We start from the raw sequence: 17,462 nt of genomic DNA, 5'->3' as shown, positions 1-17,462 counted from the left end.
GACTAAGGCAAGGTCTCGAAGGTGATGGGCCCCGCCCCGGTCTTCACGTGAATGCGCACCCGCGGCTTGGGCCCCGGGCTGCCGAGCACGTACTCCTCGCCGTCCTTGTTCCAGCCATTGAGCTTCAAGGTCCCCGCGTCGCTCGTGACGTCGGCGCGCGCGCTGATGCCCGCCGGCAGCGACAACGTGACGGGGCCGGCTTGCGTCTCCAGATCGAGCGCCACCTCGCGATCCACCTTGCTGCCGAGCGACACGTTGATCACGCCAGCCCCCGCGTGCGCCCGCACCCGGCTCGCGCCGAAGCGCCCCACGTCGGTCAAGGAGATGGAGCCGGCGCTCGTCTCCACGTCGAGCAGCTCGGCGGCCATGGGGTTGGCGGAGTTGCAACCTACACGGATCGGGCCTGCTTCCGTGCGGGCCGTGAGCGAGGCGATGGCCAGGCCGCCCAGCTCCAGATCGACGGAGGCCTCGCGCGAGGTGACGGTGAGCGCCATCGGCGTGGTGCCCAGGGTCAGGCGGTAGTCGGCGATGAGCTCGTTGCCCCACTTGGTGGCGTCGACCCCCGGCTTGCCTTGGGTCACGGTGGCGCGGTAGCCCGAGGTGGCCGGCGCCGGCGCCAGATCGCTCACATTCGTCTTGGCGGCGCCCCCGACCAGGTGGATGCCGCCTGGCGTCATATGCAGCTCGCCCTTTTGCATCTCGATGCGCACCTCGGCGGGGTGCTGCGGATCGCCGGGCGCGTCCGCGACCACGTCGAAGGTTTGCAGCTCCCCGACCGACTTCTTGCATCCAACCTGGGCGAGGCCGAGAGCGGTCGCTGCCGTAACGACGACCAAAAAGACGCTGCGTTTGAAGTCGGGCGCGGCAAGCCGCGCGCCTCCGGTGCGCCACATGGCCCAAAGATTACCGGAGGTGTCTTGCCCTTGGCGAGACCCCACGTGCGGCGCGGCGTCCCCGCATCTTCGTGCCATCCTCGTGCTAAATCCAACGCCGCCATGACCGTGCTCCAAGTCGCGGACCTCCGTTTTGGATACGCCGACGACGTCTTGTTCGAAAACGTGACCTTCAGCCTTGCCCTTGGCGAACGCGCCTCCCTGGTGGCCCCGAACGGCGCCGGAAAATCGACGCTTTTGCGCCTCATTGCCCGCGAGATCGAGCCCGACCAGGGCACCACGGTCATCCGCAAAGATGCCACCTTCGGCTACTACCGGCAGTCGCACGAGCTCCCCCCCGAGGGGGACGTGATGGAGGCGTTCCTCTCGGCCTTCCAAGACATCGTCCAGCTTCGCCACCAGCTCACCGAGGCCCAACACGGCGCCGCCTCCGGCGATGCGCGCGCGCTCGCCCACCTGGCCGAGGTCACCGACCGCTACCACGTCGCCCGAGGAGACGAGCTCGAGCGTGAAGTCGCCATGCTCGCCCACAAGCTCGGCTTCACCGATGCCGATCTGGCGCGCCCGGTGGCGTCGCTCTCGGGCGGTGAGCGCGGACGGCTCCAGCTCGGCGTGGTCCTCGCGCAAAAGCCGGATTTGCTGCTGATCGACGAGCCCACGAACCACCTCGATCTCGACACCATCGCCTGGCTCGAGAACTACTTGATCGGCTACCGCGGCGCCGTCCTCGTGGTCTCGCACGACCGCGCCTTCCTCGATCGCACCTGTCCTCGCACATTGGAGCTGGGCACGCGGGGCCTGCGCGACTACCCGCTCAAGTACAGCGATTACGCGGTCGCCCGCGAGGAAGATCTGGCGCGCGAGCGGGCGCTCACCGAGCGGCAGCAGGCGATGATCGACAAGACGGAAGATTTCATCCGCCGCAACATCGCCGGGCAAAAGACCAAGCAGGCGCAGAGCCGGCGCAAGATGCTCGACAAGCTCGAACGCATCGAGCGGCCCGAGGACGTATGGCAGGTGGCCGAGCGCATCGCCTTTCGCTTCGTGCCCGCCAACCGCACCGGCGACATCGTGCTCGACGCCAAGGGCCTCGCGGCCGAGCGCGGCGGCCGCCCGCTCTTCTCCGGGGTCGATCTGCTCGTGCGGCGCGGGGAGCGCATCGGCATCGTCGGCCCCAACGGCTCGGGAAAGACCACGCTCCTCAAGATCCTGGCCGCGCGCGGCGCCGAGGCCGATCGCGGCGACGTCAAACGCGGCACGAACCTGCAAGAGGGCTTCTTCGATCAGCACCTGGGCGAGGTCGACCCCTCGCGCACCGCCGTCGAAGAGGTCCGCCGCGTGCGGGGCGACTTCACGGTGGAGGCCGCGCGCCAATACCTCGCGCGCTTCCGTTTCTGGGGCGATCAACCGCTCCGCACCGTCTCGGGCTTCTCCGGCGGTGAGCGCTCGCGCCTGGCCCTGGCCAAGCTCCTGCTCGAGCCGCGAAACCTGCTCTTCTTGGACGAGCCGACGAACCACCTCGACATCCCGGCGGCCGAGATCCTGGAGGAGGCCCTGGTCGCCTTCGAGGGCACCGTGATCCTGGTCTCCCACGACCGCCGCTTCCTCGAGACGGTCACCACCCGCATCGTCTCCGTGCGCGACGGGCAGGTGGAGATTTACCAGGGCGGCTTCTACGACTACGCGGCGCACGTCGCGCAGCTGGCCGAGGAGCAAGCCGCCAGAGAGAAGGCGGCGAAGGAGAAATCCGCCAAGGAGCAGGCGCAGGCGACCAAGCAAAAGGCCGCGCCCGCGCCGGAGCCCCAAGGCGGGCGCCAGTCGTTCGAGGCCCAGCGCCAGGCGACGCGCGAGCGCGAGCGCCGCAAGCGCCGGCTCGAGGAGCTGGAAAAGAGCATCGCCGCCGCCGAGAAGAACCTCACGGAAATGCGGGCCCAGCTCCGCGAAGATCCGGCCGGGGATTGGGCAAAGCTGGCCGAACGGGCCAAGGCGGAGCAAGCTCTGAGCAAGAAGGTGGATCAGATGATGAGCGAGTGGGCCAGCCTGTCCGAGGAAGCGTCATGAAGGGTCGTGCCGAACGGATCACCGCGCTATTGGCTGCATGTTGCATCCTTTTGCCCTCCGCCGGGTGCAGCCGCAAACGCACCGGAAACGAAACGGCGGCGGCCTCCGCCGGCGACAACGGCGCCGCGCCCTTCACGGTGACCGACGCGAGCGACGGCCTTCTGTTCACCTGGATCGACGAGCACGGCGACTTCCACGTGGAGCAAAAAGCCGCCGACGTGCCCCTGGTGGGCCGCGACAGCGTGCGCGTGGTCGACCCCACGCGCGAAGAGGGCACGCACCCCGAGCGCATCTTCGTGGCCGACCTCCGCACCACGCAACCCGACGGTTCCTACTTGGTCAAGACCATGACCAAGCCGCAGTTCGACGAGCTGGCCGTGGCCCGGCGCAAAGGCAAAACGGCGCTCCTCGAGCCCACCGACGCCGCGGCTGCCGCTGCCGATCCGCGGCTGGCCAAAGGGGGCGGCTCCAGCGCGGAGCCGGGGGATCCGAACGCGCGGCCGGCCGTCATCATTTACGGGGCCGAATGGTGCGGGGCGTGCCATCAAGCGGCGGCTTACCTTCGTAGCAAGGGGATTCCTTATGTCGAGAAGGACATCGAGGCTGACCGCGGTGCTGCGCGCGAGATGCAGGGCAAGCTGGCCAAGGCGGGGCTCGGTCATGGATCCATTCCCGTCCTCGACGTGCGTGGCAAGGTGATGGTCGGATTCAATCCGCGGGTCGTCGACGAAGCGCTGGGCGCGGCCATGTGAGGGGGTTGGGCAAACGGCGACTTACGAACCGCGACGTACGAACCGCGACTTACCAACGGCGAACGAGCATGTCCGCGTCCCAGTTCAAGATGCTTCCGTGCGCGATGGTTGGCGTGCAGGCCGTGGAGGCCGAGACGCGGCATACGTTCCAGAGGCATACGCACGAGCAGTTCGGGGTGGGGGTCATCGAGCGCGGCGCGCAGAAGTCGCATAGTGGGCGGGGGATGGTCGAAGCCGGTCCTGGCGATACGATCACCGTCAACCCGGGTGAGGTCCACGATGGCGTACCGCTCGGTGATGGCGGGCGCGCCTGGCGGATCCTGTATTTCAATCCATCGTGGGTCGCGGAAGTTGCGGGGGATATCCGCGAGGGCAGGGCGGGCGATTGCGAGTTTTCTCGTCCGGTCATTCGCGATGCGCGGATCGCCAAGCGTTTTCGGAGGCTGTTCTCCGCGGTGACCCGGGAGGGGGCGGTCGAACCCAGTCTTCGGATGGAAGAGCTGTCGCAGATGCTCTTGGCGGACGTGCTCTGCGAGCAAGATGTGTCGACCGGGGCGCTGGGGCTCCGTCGGGAGGCGCAGGCGGTTCCCGAGGCGATCGCGCGAGCTCGAAGCTTCATCGACGACGATCCCACGGGGGCGATTTCGCTCTCCGATCTGGCGCGGGAGACGGGGCTCACCCGCTTTCAGATCATCAAAGGGTTCGTACGGGCCACGGGGCTTACGCCGCACGCGTACATCGTTCAGCAGCGGATTCATGAAGCGCGCCGGCTCATGGCCGATGGGATGCCGCTGGCGGAGGCTGCCGATGCGAGCGGCTTCGCCGATCAAAGCCATATGACCCGCGTCTTCGTTCGGAAATATGGCGTTTCGCCGCGCATCTATGCGGACGCCATGGCGGGGCGTCTCCGCGCTGCGCGGCGTTGAACGGGCGCGGTGGAAAGGCGCGACAATTTCGTTCAAGACCGGCCCTGCCCACCTTCGCTTTACTGCATGCGTTTCCGCGAGCTCACGCATGTGGGAGCTCCGGAGCTGCGCAGAAGGAGGCGCGCGGGCCATGTCGAGCCAGACACGAGGGTATGCGTATTTGTCGTTGGCGATGGTGGGCGTGGGGAGCACGGTCATCGCGAGCAAGGTCATCGCATCGGGGCTCTCGCCGTTTACGGCGACGGCGCTTCGGTTCGCGGTGGCGTTCCCGCTCTTTCTGGGGCTGATGCGCCTCACCGGAACCCCGTGGCCAAGGCCGGGATGGCGGGACACGGTGCTTCTCGTCCTGCAAGCGGCGGCGGGCAGCGTAGGCTACACGACCCTGCTCATCTCGGGCCTGCGCTGGACGTCGGCCGCCGATGCAGGTGTCATCATCGGGACCTTGCCCATCGTCTCCGGCGCCATTTCCATCGTCGTTCTGGGCGAACGCCCCCGACGTTCGCTGCTGATGGCCATCGCGCTGGCCGCCATCGGCGTTCTCGTCATCACGTTTCGCACCGATTCGGGCGATGGCGCCGGCGGCGCGGGCCGCGCTGGCCATGCGTGGATTGGCAATGCGCTGATCTTCGGCGCCGTCGTCTGCGAGGGCCTGTTCATCTTGCTGAACAAGCGCCTTCGCGCGGATATCCCGCCGCTCTCACTCTCCACCATCATGACCGGCGTCGGCCTGGTGGTGGCCGCCCTCTTCGCCCTCTTCGAGAGGCCCTGGGCTACGTCGATGACGACCGGCTCGCTCGCGGCGGTCTTCTACTATGCGCTCGTCCCCACGGTGGGCGGCTTTCTGCTCTGGTATGCAGGATCCTCGCGGGTGAGCGGCGCGCAAGCTTCCTTGTTTACCGCCTTGGCGCCGGTTTCGGCCGTGCTCTTTGCGTTCGTCGTGTTGGGGGAGCCCATCGGTGTGAACCAGATGATTGGCATCGGGTGCGTGCTGGTGGCGGTTCTTGGCTTCGGTTCGCCGAAGAAGTCCAGCCCTGCGCTGGCGAGGTGAATGCCATGCAATTCTGTCATTCTCGTGAAATCTGGAGCGACTACGCGGAGCTCGTCCCCGGTGTGCTCTTCGCCGAGGGAATCACCCACGATGCTTTGGTCGAGCCCCGCACGTTTCGATTCAACGCCATCGCCGAATCGCGCCTCGCCTCGAGCTCGGAAGGGGAGCTCCCCGAGGTCCAAGCCTGGCGACGCACGTTCTCCAAAATGGGCCTCAAGCCAACCCAATACCGCTGCGCATCCGAGTCGCTGCTCCGCCGCTTCAAGAAGGAAAAATCGCTGCCGCACATTCACCCCATCATCGATCTCTGCAACGCCATCTCGCTCGCGTTCGCCATCCCCATTGCCGTCTTCGACGCCTCCAAGATCGAGGGGAGCCTCGAGGTCCGCTACGCCGCCGGCACCGAGCTCTATTCGACCTTCTCCGGCACACTCGAGAACCCCGAGCCCCGCGAGGTGATCTTCGCCGACCAAGCCAACCGCGCCCACGCCCGCCGCTGGACGAACCGCCAGAGCGCCCACTCCGCCATCTCCAACGATACCCACGCCGTGCTGATCGTCGCCGAAGCACTCCACGCGACCGCCGACACCGACGTTCGAAGGCTCGTCGCTACCGCCGCCGACGAGCTCCACGCCGTGTGGGCGCTCTCGGCGAAGACCGGCATTCTGAGCCTGTCCTCACCGGTGTTCTCGTTCTGACGGGTTTCGGCGCGAAGGACGAAAGCCGCTCCTCGAGCCCTCGCGCCACCTCCGGCCATTCTTCCCGGTACGACCAGACCGGCTCGTCGAGTTCGGATTGGAGCGCCCGGTATGCCGGGTGATGCTCCGGACCGAGCGGCTCCAGCCGGATGAATCGACCTTCAAGCGTGGGGCGCGGAAGCACCTGCGCCGAGCGGCGCAAATCCGGGGAGCCCCTTGGCGGAGCTTCTGCGGAAGGCGAGGCGGTAGACATGGGGATCGTTCGTCAGCTCGGGGTGGAAGGTGGCGCAGGTGACGTTGCCCTGGCGGACGAGCACCGGCTCGCCGCGGAAGCGCGCCAGCACTTCCACGTCTTCGCCCACCTCGAGGATGCGCGGCGCGCGGATGAAGACGAGCGGAAGGTTCCCCTCGTCGGCCTTGGCCTCGAAGCTGTCGATTTGGCGGCCCCACGCGTTGCGGGCCACGTGCACGTCGATGAACCCGAAGCTGCGCTGCTCCGGCTGCGTCACGGTGCGGGCGACCAGAATGAGACCCGCGCAGGTGGCGAGGATCGGCTTTCCGGCCGCCGCGAAGCGGGTGAGGGACCACTCCAGATCGAATCGGTCGATCAATTTGAGTTGAACGGTGCTCTCTCCGCCCGGAAGAATCAGCCCGTCCAGATCTTCGAAGTCGGCCTTGCTTCGCACCAAGACGGCTTCGTGCCCGAGGCTGCGCGCGACCTCGGCGTGCTTCTCGAACGCGCCTTGTAAGGCCAAGATCCCGATTCGCATCGTGGCCCTCACATCCCGCGCGCGGCGAAGCGCTCGTTCGATGGCAAGGTCGCCACCTGCACGGAGCGCATCGGTTGACCGAGCCCGGTGCTGATCTCCGCGAGCTTGGCCGGATCTTGCCAGTAGGTGGCGGCGGTGACGATGGCGCGCGCGCGCTTGGGCGCGTCCTCGCTCAGGAAGATGCCGCTGCCCACGAACAGCGCCTCGGCGCCGAGCGCCATGCACAGGGCGGCGTCCGCCGGGGTGGCGATCCCGCCGGCCGCGAAGTTGGGGACGGGCAATTTGCCGGTCTCCTTGATCTTCACCAACAGCTCGTAGGGCGCGCCCAAGGTCTTGCCCTCGGCCACCAGCTCGTCGTGCTCCAGCACCGTGATGCGGCGGATCTGGGAGCGCAGCTTGCGGAGGTGGCGCACGGCCTCCACCACGTCGCCCGTCCCCGCCTCGCCCTTGGTGCGCAAGAGCGATGCGCCCTCGGTGATGCGGCGGAGCGCCTCGCCCAGATCGCGACATCCGCAGACGAAGGGCACCCGGAAGGACGCCTTCTCGATGTGGAACTCCTCGTCCGCCATGGTCAGCACTTCGCTCTCGTCGATGAAGTCGACGCCCAGCGCTTCCAAGATGCGAGCCTCTGCGAAGTGCCCGATGCGGCACTTGGCCATGACCGGGATGCTCACCGCCTTTTGAATCGACTGAATCATCGCCGGATCGGAGGCGCGCGACACGCCTCCCTCGGCTCGAATCTGGGCAGGGACACGCTCGAGCGCCATCACGGCGCACGCGCCGGCGTCCTCCGCGATCTTCGCCTGCTCGGCGTTGACCACGTCCATGATCACGCCGCCCTTGAGCATTTCGGAGAGACCCAGCTTCGTCGTGTTGGTAGCCTTTTTCATTTCGAATCTCCAATCGAGGCCGCGCGCGCGGCCGTCATACGACTTCGACGACGGCGTCGTGCGGACGGCCGTCGGATGAACGGGTTTGTTGTGCCATCACCGACTTGAACGCTTTCCCCAGCCTCTTCGCGCCCTCCGCCAGCCGGTCCGGCGGCTCCGAGCAGAAGGTCGCGCGCAGCGCGGGCTCGGGCTCCGCCTCCACCGAGTAGAGGGAGCTCGGAGAGACCATCACACCATGGCGGTACGCTTCCTCCGCGACCCGATCGGCGTCCATCGTGCGCGGGAGCCGCAGCCAGAGGACCACACCATGAAAGGGCGTGTTCCAACGGATCTCGGGGGGGAGCGCGGCGCGCAAGGAGGCCTCGAGCACATTGCGTCGCAGCTGGTACTCGGGGAGCAGACGGTTCATGTGCGCGCGCAGGTAGCCGCGCTCCATGAACTCCGCCAGCGCGTTTTGCATGAGGGTCGAGGTGCCCAGATCGCTCACGCGTTTGAGCGAGCGCATGACCGTGCGGATCGGCCGCGGACAGACCACGAACCCCACGCGGAGCGCGGGGATGAGCCGCTTGCTGAAGGTGGAGAGGTGGATCACGTCGCCGTCGAGCGCGCGCAGCGGTGGGGGCAAGGGCTGCGCGTCCAGGCTCAACCCGGCGCCGAAGTCGTCCTCGATCAGCGGGATGCCCGTCGCGTGCGACCACCGCACCAGCTTGTGGCGCCGCTCGGTCGAAATGGTGAGGCCCGTGGGGTTGTGGCCGTTGGGCATCAAGTAGAGCCCCTTCACGTCGGCGCGCGCGAAGCGTTCCAGCGCGTGCAGATCGGGCCCCTCGGCGTCGTTCGGCACCCCGATGAGGCGCGCGCCGGCCACGGAGAAGATCTCGATGGCGCCCGAGTACGTGTAGCTGTTGACCAGCATCGTCTCGCCCGGGTTGATGAGCGCCCGCGCCACCAGATCGAGCCCCTGCTGGCTGCCGGAGGTGACCAGGATGTCCTCCATGGTCGCCGGCACGCCGCGCGCGTTCAGATCGAGCGCGATCTGCTCGCGAAGGCGGCGCACGCCCTCCGGCGGCGCGTAGCTCATGGAGCGCGGTCCCAAATCGTTCATCACGCGCTCGATGCACCGCCGCATCAAATCGTCGGGCAGCAGATCCACCGACGGCTGCATGCGCGCCAAGTTGATGATGTCGCGCCCCTCGCTGAACCGCGCCATGCGCTCCGCGCGGCCTACGATGTCGACCCGTGATGCGCGCGAAAGGAGGGACGACCACGCCATGGTGGTCGGCGCCGGCTGGCTCGGGCGCGGACGGTTGCCGGGCGCCCTGGCGGGATCCGCCGTCTGCTCCTCCACGAAGGTGCCGCGTCCGACGGTGGAGCAGACGAAGCCCGCCGCCTCGAGATCGGCGTAGGCGCGCGCCACCGTGTTTCGATGCGTGGACAAGGTGCGCGCCAGTACGCGGGTGGGCGGCAGCTTGAACCCAGGGGGAAAGGCGTGCGTCTGGATGCGCGCCACCACCTGATCGAAGATCTGACGATAGATGGGCTCCTCACGCCGAGGGTCCACACTCAGGCCGACATCTTGGCTCAATTGGAACCTCCAATTGGCCTAGTTGTACGGCTGGTTGGCTGGCTTATCCACGGTCACCAGGTGATTTCGCGGAGTATCAATTGTGACAATTGGCCCGATCGGTCTTGTGCCAATTAGGACTCTAATTTCTGCTTACGTGCGATCACACGACCATACATTTCGCGCTTGGGCCTGCCACTCCACGCGGCGAGCCGTTCGGCGATGGCGCGCGAGTGCTCCCCTTGGGCGAGCGCCACGTCGATGCGCTCGTCGATGGCCGCGTCGTCGATCGACTCGGCGCGCGCGGCGACTTCGTGCGGACCGAGCACCAGGACCACCTCGCCCATCCACTCGCGTTCGAGCGAGGCGAGCTCGCGGAGCGTGCCGCGCACCATCTCCTCGTGGAGCTTGGTGAGCTCGCGCGCGATGCACGCTGCGCGATCGGGGGTGGCGTCGGCGAGCTCGCGCAAGGTGACGGCGGTGCGGTTCGGCGCCTCGAAGAGCACCACCGTCTCCGGCGTGTCGCAGACCTTGGCCAGGGCCTCGCGGCGCGCGGAGCCATCGCGCGGAAGAAAGCCCAAGAAGCGAAACGCACCCCCGACCAAGCCGCTGGCCATCAACGCCGCCAGCACCGCGCTGGGCCCCGGCACCGGGATCACCGTGATGCCCGCGAAGGTGGCCGCGCGCACCAGCGCGTCGCCCGGATCGCTGATGAGCGGGGTGCCGGCGTCGGTCACGAAGGCGACGTCTTCACCCGCCGTGAGCGCATCGACCAAGCGCGCGATCTCCCGATCGTTCGAGTGCGCGTGCAGCGACTCCAGCGATCGCGGCGCGATGCCGAAGTGCGTGAGCAAGGCGCGCGTGCGGCGCGTGTCCTCCGCGGCGATGCGCGGGCACGCGCCGAGAATGCGCAGCGCCCGCGCAGTGATGTCCTCGAGATTTCCGATGGGGGTAGCGACGATGTAGAGTCGGCCGCTCATCGCCTGGGGATGGAGATGGGGATGGCCCCGGGTGCCATCATGTGGCCTCGGCTGCGTCGCCCATTTCGTCGCGCAAGAACTCGCGCAGACGCATGGTGAGCCGCTGCTCGAGCTGCCGAACGCGCTCGCGCGAAATGCCGAATCGATCCCCGAGCTCCTGCAAGGTGAGCGGCTCGTCGGACACCAGGCGCTCATCGAAGATGGCCAGATCCTTCTCCTTGCCGGCCAGCGTCTCGCGGAACGCGCCCAGCTTCTCCTTGAGCAGCGCGTGCAGCTCCTCGTCGGCCATGAGCGTCTCGGGGCCTTCGAGCCCGCTCGGCATCATGTCGACCTTGGCGATGGCCCGCCCTTCGGCGTCGCCCACCGGGGCGTCGAGCGACTTTTCGCTGGACGTGAGCCGCACGTCCATGTCGGCCACTTCGCTCTCGGGCACGTTGAGGCGCTTGGCGATCTCCTCGTGCGTCGGGTCGATGCCCATCGCCTGCAGCTCCGCGCGCTTCTTCCGAAGGTTGAAGAAGAGCTTGCGCTGCGCCTGCGTGGTCCCGAGCTTGACCAAGCGCCAATTGTTGAGAATGAACCGCAGGATATAGGCCCGGATCCACCACGCCGCGTACGACGATAGCTTTACGCCGCGGTAGGGATCGTAGCGCTTGACCGCCTGCATGAGGCCGATGTTGCCCTCCTGCACCAGGTCCATGATGTTCTTGTACGCGCGGCGGTACTCGTATGCGATCTTCACCACCAGGCGCAGGTTGGCCGTGACCAAGCGCGCGGCGGACTCGGGATCGGCCGACTCCACGAAGCGAACCGCGAGCTCGTGCGTCTCCTCGGGCGTGAGCAGTGGATGGCGCTGCACCTCGCGCAGGTACGCGGCCATCGGGTCGAAGCGAGCCAGCGAGCTCGCGGCCTCCGAAACAGGCTCCCGCTCGGAGTTGGGGAAGGTCGTGCGGGTCGACTCGGGCGCGTCGAGGCCCGGATCGTCCAGATCGACCTCCTCGTCGGCAGAGAGTTCGGCCGCGGGGCTCGACTCCGCATCGAGCTCACTCTCCGGTCCCTCCAAGGCGCTGGACTCTTCGCCCTCGGGTTCGGCCTCGCTGCGAGGCCCTTCGTAGGACTCGTCGTCCTTCTTGGCGGAGTCCGAATGCGAATCCAAATCCGAGTGCTCGGAGCGCGAGGAGGCCGCGGGGCTCTGGGAATCTCGAGGCCCGCGCGCACGCCCCGCCGTGTTCGCTTTCGGGGCACGCTTCGCGCGCGGTTTCGTTGCCGGCTCGTCGGCCGTAGCTATGTTCGTCTTTCTCATTCGCGGCACAGTGGAGGATCGTAGTTTATGGTCACAGCTACCGCGACAACAATCCCCTCTGGGAAACGATTCCGCATCCGTACGCGATACGGATGCCACCCGAGCTCGCAGGCGAGGCACGATTCCCGCGAGCACGACGGCACGCAGGAGCGAAAGGATGGCGAGGACTCGCTCGCTCGGACCCCCTCAACGATGGAGACATGCCCCGAACCGACCTCATAACGCAATGCATTAAATTTGCGTAGCTGAATCAGATTTCCTAGGAATATCCACATGATACCGAAGGATCGTCGAACCCACGAGAGGCGCCCTCGTGGGAAGATGAAAGACACTGGGGCGGAGCCGAACCGGCGGAGCGATAGCCAGCCGGCATCGGCGCTCGAGGGAGCCAAAAAATCGTCCGAGGGCGCGACCCTCGATCTGCGGTCGGCGGACTTCGAGTCGCTCGCCCCCACCCAACGTGGCTCATCGCTGGCATCGCAAGCCGCGCCCAAAACGAACCTCGTTCCGCTTCGGTCGCGCATGGTGGCCTGGGCCCGAAGGATCGCGGCGCGCCTGTCCGAGCTTGGTATCGAGGTGGAAGCAACGTGGTCGGACGAGGAGCCAATCGTGCGGCAGGGCGAGGCCGGCGCCGAGCAGCCGCCAAAAACGGCGACCGCGTCCATCCTCTTTCACGCCCCCGTTCGCAAGAACGCCATCTTGGCCTTGAGGCTCCAGGCCCATGTTGTCGAAGTGAGCATCGAGATCTATCCATCGGTCCATGCACGCGCCGTGTCCGAGGAGATCGCCCGTCTTTTCGACGCGCTCCCCGATCAGTTTTCCCTCGGTGGAATTGAAAAAATCCAGGATGAAACCCGCATCCCCACGCGCGAGGCGAGCGCAAACGACGTCCGAGCACTGTTGGAGGGCGAAGGCTCGCCCCGGGCGGCAGCCGATCCTCGACCTGGGGGTCTGGCGCGCGCCGCGGCGGACTTTCGCCGCCGAGGTCTGTGGCTGGGGTGGTCGGTCCCGCGCGATCTCGTCCTCAAACACGCCGCGCTGGTCGGCGAGCAGCTCGGCGACGCGGTGATGGCCCTCGCCCCCGTGTTCGCGCTGGTGACCGAAACCGCCGTGCGCCCCGATTCGTTCGCGTCGGGTGCGTCGCTGGGGGCGCTCGCGCGCGCGTCGGGCGCGGCCGCAGCACGTGGCCGTTCGCGGCCTTCGCTGCCGGCTTCCTCGGCGCGCACGCGCGGCCGGCCGCTCGCGCCGCTGGAGAAAGGCTCGGTCGTGCGCGTTCTTTCGGGACCGTTCGTCGGAAAGACCGGCGTGGTTCAAGAGCTCGATGGACGCGGCGCCGCCAAGGTCATGTTGGGTCTTTTGGCGACCCGGGTCGATGTGGGAGACCTTGCCCTTTCCAAGGACGGCCCCAATCGTCCCATTCTTTCGTCTTCGCACCGAAGACCCCTCGGCGCGCGCTGATCTCGGACCATTCATGGCGGCCAATCCCATCGATTCATCGAATGCAAACGCGTCGAACGCGGCCAATGTGGCCCACGCGGCCAATGTGACGGATGTGACCCTCGCCGGACAGTTCCGGCGCCACATGCCCGCGTACGTCGCGGGCACCCTGGTGCTCGCCGCGTTTCAGCTGGCCATGAACCGCATCGATTGGCTCGCCAAGGCGTCCATCGACCGCATCTTCAGCGATCACCCCGAGGACGCGTGGAAGCCGTCGGTGTTGATGCTGGGGCTCGCGGTCTTCGCGTTCGCCACCCGCGTGGCGAGCCGGCTCTTCGTCTTCAACGCCGGGCGCAACGTGGAATACGAGCTGCGCGCGCTCTTGCTCGCGCGCCTTCACCGCCTGGGCACCGCCTTCTATCGAAAGATGTCGTCGGGCGAGATCATGAGCCGCTCGACGGGGGATCTGGCCCAAGTGCGCCTCCTCTTCGGCTTCGGCGTGCTCAATGTGGTGAACGTCGTCTTCGCCTTCGGCAGCGCGTTCCAGGTCATGGTGGCCATCTCCGGCAAGCTCACCCTGGCCGCCTTCGTCACCTTGCCGCTCACCGTTCTCATGACGCGCACCTTCTCGCGCCGCATGTTCGAGCGCACGCGCAGCACCCAGGAGGCGCTGGGCAGGCTCTCCGACTCGCTCCAAACGAACCTGGCCGGCGTGCGCGTGGTGCGCAGCTTCGCCTTGGAGACGCGCGAGCTCCATCGCTTCCAGAAGGTGAACCGCGAGTACCTGGAGGCGAGCCTGGCGCTGGCCCGCACGCGCGGCCTCATCATGCCCCTCTTGGGCGCCGCCAGCGCCGCGGGCATCCTGGTCTTCTTCTGGTACGGCGGCACCTTGCTCCTTCGCGGACCCGCCGACGGCGGCATCACCAAGGGCGACTTCTTCGCGTTCCAGCTCGCCCTCGGCCGCATGACATGGCCGGTGATCGCCCTCGGCTTCTCGCTCTCGATCGTGCAGCGCGGGCGCGTTTCGTTCGATCGCCTCAAGGAGATCTTCGACGCGAAGCCCGAGGTGACCGACGGCCCGCTCCCCGCGCCGGCGGAGAGCAAGGGCGCGATCACCATCACGGGCCTCGGCTTCGAGTACGACACGCGCAAGGTCCTGGACGGCGTGAGCTTCGAGGTGCCGGCCGGAAAGAGCGTGGCCATCGTCGGGCGCACCGGCTCCGGAAAGTCCACCTTGGCCATGCTCCTGGCGCGCCTGCTCCCCACCCCCCGCGGCGCCGTCTTCATCGACGGCCACGACGTCTGCGATCTCCCCGTCTCCTTCGTGCGCCAAACCGTGGGGTACGCGCAACAAGACGCCTTTTTGTTCTCCACCACCGTCGCGCGCAACATCGGCTTCTCCCTCGACGATCCCGACGCCCCCGAGGCGATGGAGACGGTCCGCGACGCCGCGCGTGAGGCGCAGGTGCTCGAGGAGGCGCTCTCGCTGCCCGAGCAGTTCGACACCGTGGTGGGCGAGCGCGGGGTGCAGCTCTCGGGCGGGCAGAAGCAGCGCGTGGCCCTGGCGCGCGCGCTCTCGTGGGGGCCTCGAATTTTGGTGCTCGACGATCCCCTGAGCGCGGTGGACGCGAAGACCGAGGCCGCTATTTTGCAGGCCATCGAGCGGCAGGCCAAGGCGCGCACGGTGGTGCTCATCACCCACCGGGTGGCGGCGGCGGCCCGCTGTGATTCCATCGTCGTCCTCGATCAAGGCCGGGTGGTCGAGCGCGGCACGCACGAGGAGTTGTTGCGCACCCAAGGAATTTACGCGGCCTTCGCCGAGGAGCAAAAGATGGCGCACGAGCTGGAGGAGATCGAGCTCGAGCCCCCTTCGCTCACGCCTTCGCCCATCGGGCGCGCGGAGGTCGCATGACCGCCGCGGCCTCGGCCCACGGAGCGGCCGGAAAGAACGGGAAGAACGGCAAGCCCGCGAAGAAGAGCGGGCGCGCCGAAGAGAAGCTGCGCGCGTTCCACGAAGAGGACTCCATCGGAAAGGCCTACGACGGACGCTTGATGCGCCGGCTGGTGCCGTTCGTGAAGCCTCACGTGAAGTTCTTGGTGCTCTCCTTCATGTCGCTCGGCGTGGTGACGGCGCTCGGCCTCTTGCGCCCCATCCTGATGGGCGACGTCGTGCGGCGCGCGGCCGTAAACGACGCGAGCGGCCTCCTTCGCGACGGCATCTTCCTGTCGCTGTTGGTGGTCGGCACGCAATTGACCATGCTCGCGCAGCTCTACACCATGCAGCTGGTGGGCGCCCGCGCGATGGCCGATCTTCGCGCGCACATCTTCCTCTTCTTCCAGCGCCTCTCGCTCCGCTATTTCGACCGCACACCGGTGGGCCGGCTGGTCACGCGCGCCAGCAACGACGTCGACGCGGTGGGCGAGCTCTTTGCGTCGGGCGTGCTCAACTCGATGGGCGATCTCCTGTCGCTGGCGGGCATCGTGGTGATGATGCTCCTGCTCGACTGGCGCCTGTCGTGCATCGCGTTCGCGGCCATCCCCATCGTGGGGGCCATCGTGCAGTGGGTGCGAAAGCGCTCGCGCGAGGCCTTCCGCGACATCCGCGCCAAGACGGCGCGCCTCAACGCCTTCCTCAACGAGCAGGTCAACGGCATCTCGGTGGTGCAAGCGTACGGGCGTGAAGAGGCCACGGCGGGCGAGTTCGACGCCATCAACTCCGCGTACCTCGATGCCAACAAGCGATCCATCTACTACGAAGCCACCTTGGACGCGGCGATCGAGATGGTGAGCACCCTGTGCATCGCCAGCGTCCTCTGGTGGGCGGGGGTCAAGCGCCTGGAGCACGCGGGCGGGGTCCTCGATCCCCTGGGCGTGGGGCAAGCGGGGGCGCCGGTCTCGTTTCCGCTGGTGGTGACGTTCACCCAGTACATCAAGCAATTCTTCGAGCCGATCAGCATGCTCTCGCAGCGCTACACGGTGCTGCAGTCGGCGATGGCCGGCGCCGAGCGCATCTTCCAGCTCCTCGACGAGAAGGACGTGGAGGACGTGCGCACCGAATCGGGCGCCGTCGCGCCCGAGGGGCCCCCCGAGGAGGCGCTGTCATTCACCGATGTGAACTTCGAGTACAAGCCCGGGGTCCCCGTCCTCAAGGACGTGAGCCTGTTCGCCAACCGCGGCGAGAAGATCGCGCTGGTCGGCGCCACCGGCGCGGGCAAGAGCACCGTGGCCAGCCTCTTTTTGCGCCTCTACGAGGTGACCCACGGTCATGCCCGCGTCTTCGGCAAGGACGTGCGCAGCTACGATCGGCACGCGCTGCGCGAACAGTTCTCGGTGGTCCCGCAAGACGTCTATTTGTTCACGGGGACGGTGCTCTCGAACATCGCCATGAGCGATCCCGTCCCCGATCGGGCCAAGGCCGAGCGCGCGCTCCGTCGCATCGGAGCCTACGAGCTCTTCGCGCGGCGCAAGGCCTCGGGGGTGCGCGTGGGCGCGGGCGGCAAAGCCGGCGAGGAAGACGGCTCCGGTCTCGATGCGCGGGTCGACGAGCGCGGCGCGAACTTCAGCGCGGGCGAGCGGCAGCTCATCGCCTTCGCGCGCGCCGTCTACCGCGACGCGCCCATCCTGATCCTCGACGAAGCGACCGCCAGCGTCGACTCGGACACCGAAGCGCAGCTCCAGATCGCGCTCGAGGCGGTGATGGCTGACCGCACGGCGCTGGTCATCGCCCACCGCCTGTCGACCATCAAGGCGGTCGATCGCATCGTGGTCTTTCACAAAGGGCGCATTGCCGAGTCCGGGACGCACGAGCAGCTGCTCGCCCGCCAGGGGATCTATGCGCGTCTGTATCGTATGCAGTATGCACATGAACGGGTGATCGCGGGCGATGGCGGCTCCAAGAGCAGCCTTCCGAGCACGGCAGCGGCGAGCGGCGGCTCTCTCGCGGAGTGAGCCGTCCGCCGCGGGCGGCGAGTCTCCGGCCGAGCACGGCGGCGGCGGTGAGCGGCGGCTCTCTCGTGGAGTGAGTCGGCCGCCGTGGGCGGCGAAGTCTCGGAAGGGAGGCCCACGACGGCCGGTAGGCCGGAGCGCCTCGCCGGCCGAGTAAGCGGTCGCCGTTCAGTGGCATCTAACCGCGTCCAGTCGCGTACT

14 protein-coding genes are annotated in these 17,462 nt (G+C 67.5%); 8 read left to right on the top strand and 6 right to left on the bottom strand.

The features are described from left to right. Positions 1-2: 2 nt before the first annotated feature. Positions 3-893, bottom strand: a complete 891-nt coding sequence (locus tag LZC94_31490) for a hypothetical protein (protein ID WXB12361.1) — start codon at positions 891-893, stop codon at positions 3-5. A 102-nt stretch (positions 894-995) separates the two neighbouring features. On the opposite strand from LZC94_31490, the gene LZC94_31485 reads away from it, so the two are divergent. The 5 genes from LZC94_31485 (at position 996) to LZC94_31465 (ending at position 6,378) form a co-directional block, all read left to right on the top strand. Then, positions 996-2,954 (top strand): ATP-binding cassette domain-containing protein, encoded by a 1,959-nt coding sequence (locus LZC94_31485; protein ID WXB12360.1) that lies wholly within the window; start codon positions 996-998, stop codon positions 2,952-2,954. Then, positions 2,951-3,706, top strand: coding sequence for a glutaredoxin family protein (locus LZC94_31480; GenBank protein ID WXB12359.1), 756 nt, complete (start codon positions 2,951-2,953; stop codon positions 3,704-3,706). Before LZC94_31485 ends, LZC94_31480 begins: the two co-directional genes overlap by 4 nt. A 68-nt stretch (positions 3,707-3,774) precedes the next feature. Then, positions 3,775-4,632, top strand: a complete 858-nt coding sequence (locus LZC94_31475; GenBank protein WXB12358.1) for an AraC family transcriptional regulator — start codon at positions 3,775-3,777, stop codon at positions 4,630-4,632. Between the two features lie 130 nt (positions 4,633-4,762). After that, positions 4,763-5,680: a DMT family transporter gene (locus LZC94_31470; protein ID WXB12357.1), complete on the top strand. Its 918-nt coding sequence runs from the start codon at positions 4,763-4,765 to the stop codon at positions 5,678-5,680. A 5-nt stretch (positions 5,681-5,685) separates the two neighbouring features. Continuing rightward, positions 5,686-6,378, top strand: coding sequence for a hypothetical protein (locus LZC94_31465; protein ID WXB12356.1), 693 nt, complete (start codon positions 5,686-5,688; stop codon positions 6,376-6,378). A 161-nt stretch (positions 6,379-6,539) separates the two neighbouring features. Here LZC94_31465 and pdxT read toward each other — a convergent pair whose 3' ends face one another. From pdxT to LZC94_31440, 5 genes are all read right to left on the bottom strand, one after another. Beyond that, positions 6,540-7,148 (bottom strand): pyridoxal 5'-phosphate synthase glutaminase subunit PdxT, encoded by a 609-nt coding sequence (gene pdxT / locus LZC94_31460; GenBank protein WXB12355.1) that lies wholly within the window; start codon positions 7,146-7,148, stop codon positions 6,540-6,542. A gap of 8 nt (positions 7,149-7,156) precedes the next feature. Then, positions 7,157-8,038, bottom strand: a complete 882-nt coding sequence (gene pdxS, locus LZC94_31455) for a pyridoxal 5'-phosphate synthase lyase subunit PdxS (GenBank protein ID WXB12354.1) — start codon at positions 8,036-8,038, stop codon at positions 7,157-7,159. Between the two features lie 34 nt (positions 8,039-8,072). After that, positions 8,073-9,620, bottom strand: coding sequence for a PLP-dependent aminotransferase family protein (locus tag LZC94_31450; protein WXB12353.1), 1,548 nt, complete (start codon positions 9,618-9,620; stop codon positions 8,073-8,075). A gap of 113 nt (positions 9,621-9,733) precedes the next feature. Next, on the bottom strand, positions 9,734-10,579 hold the full coding sequence (rsmI, locus tag LZC94_31445; protein WXB12352.1) for a 16S rRNA (cytidine(1402)-2'-O)-methyltransferase: 846 nt from the start codon (positions 10,577-10,579) through the stop codon (positions 9,734-9,736). Positions 10,580-10,616: 37 nt separating this feature from the next. Further along, positions 10,617-11,732, bottom strand: coding sequence for an RNA polymerase factor sigma-32 (locus LZC94_31440; GenBank protein WXB12351.1), 1,116 nt, complete (start codon positions 11,730-11,732; stop codon positions 10,617-10,619). A gap of 468 nt (positions 11,733-12,200) precedes the next feature. On the opposite strand from LZC94_31440, the gene LZC94_31435 reads away from it, so the two are divergent. The 3 genes from LZC94_31435 to LZC94_31425 are packed head-to-tail and all read left to right on the top strand — an operon-like array spanning position 12,201 to position 17,264. Continuing rightward, positions 12,201-13,337: a KOW motif-containing protein gene (locus LZC94_31435; protein WXB12350.1), complete on the top strand. Its 1,137-nt coding sequence runs from the start codon at positions 12,201-12,203 to the stop codon at positions 13,335-13,337. A 13-nt stretch (positions 13,338-13,350) separates the two neighbouring features. Further along, complete coding sequence (locus LZC94_31430) at positions 13,351-15,228, top strand: ABC transporter ATP-binding protein/permease (GenBank protein ID WXB12349.1); 1,878 nt, start codon at positions 13,351-13,353, stop codon at positions 15,226-15,228. Continuing rightward, positions 15,225-17,264: an ABC transporter ATP-binding protein/permease gene (locus tag LZC94_31425; protein ID WXB12348.1), complete on the top strand. Its 2,040-nt coding sequence runs from the start codon at positions 15,225-15,227 to the stop codon at positions 17,262-17,264. The genes LZC94_31430 and LZC94_31425 overlap by 4 nt, the downstream gene beginning before the upstream one ends. Positions 17,265-17,462 lie beyond the last annotated feature (198 nt).

The sequence above is a fragment of the Sorangiineae bacterium MSr11954 genome, from assembly GCA_037157815.1.
In the GTDB taxonomy this organism is placed as follows: domain Bacteria; phylum Myxococcota_A; class Polyangia; order Polyangiales; family Polyangiaceae; genus Pendulispora; species Pendulispora albinea.
This window is presented reverse-complemented; position numbering and strand designations above follow the sequence as displayed.

What these genes read in the sequence shown, in the direction of transcription:
- LZC94_31490 (WXB12361.1), bottom strand. Translation starts at nt 893, where the DNA reads ATGTGGCGCACCGGAGGCGCGCGGCTTGCCGCGCCCGACTTCAAACGC.
- LZC94_31485 (WXB12360.1), top strand. Translation starts at nt 996, where the DNA reads ATGACCGTGCTCCAAGTCGCGGACCTCCGTTTTGGATACGCCGACGAC.
- LZC94_31480 (WXB12359.1), top strand. Translation starts at nt 2,951, where the DNA reads ATGAAGGGTCGTGCCGAACGGATCACCGCGCTATTGGCTGCATGTTGC.
- LZC94_31475 (WXB12358.1), top strand. Translation starts at nt 3,775, where the DNA reads ATGTCCGCGTCCCAGTTCAAGATGCTTCCGTGCGCGATGGTTGGCGTG.
- LZC94_31470 (WXB12357.1), top strand. Translation starts at nt 4,763, where the DNA reads ATGTCGAGCCAGACACGAGGGTATGCGTATTTGTCGTTGGCGATGGTG.
- LZC94_31465 (WXB12356.1), top strand. Translation starts at nt 5,686, where the DNA reads ATGCAATTCTGTCATTCTCGTGAAATCTGGAGCGACTACGCGGAGCTC.
- pdxT (WXB12355.1), bottom strand. Translation starts at nt 7,148, where the DNA reads ATGCGAATCGGGATCTTGGCCTTACAAGGCGCGTTCGAGAAGCACGCC.
- pdxS (WXB12354.1), bottom strand. Translation starts at nt 8,038, where the DNA reads ATGAAAAAGGCTACCAACACGACGAAGCTGGGTCTCTCCGAAATGCTC.
- rsmI (WXB12352.1), bottom strand. Translation starts at nt 10,579, where the DNA reads ATGAGCGGCCGACTCTACATCGTCGCTACCCCCATCGGAAATCTCGAG.
- LZC94_31435 (WXB12350.1), top strand. Translation starts at nt 12,201, where the DNA reads ATGAAAGACACTGGGGCGGAGCCGAACCGGCGGAGCGATAGCCAGCCG.
- LZC94_31430 (WXB12349.1), top strand. Translation starts at nt 13,351, where the DNA reads ATGGCGGCCAATCCCATCGATTCATCGAATGCAAACGCGTCGAACGCG.
- LZC94_31425 (WXB12348.1), top strand. Translation starts at nt 15,225, where the DNA reads ATGACCGCCGCGGCCTCGGCCCACGGAGCGGCCGGAAAGAACGGGAAG.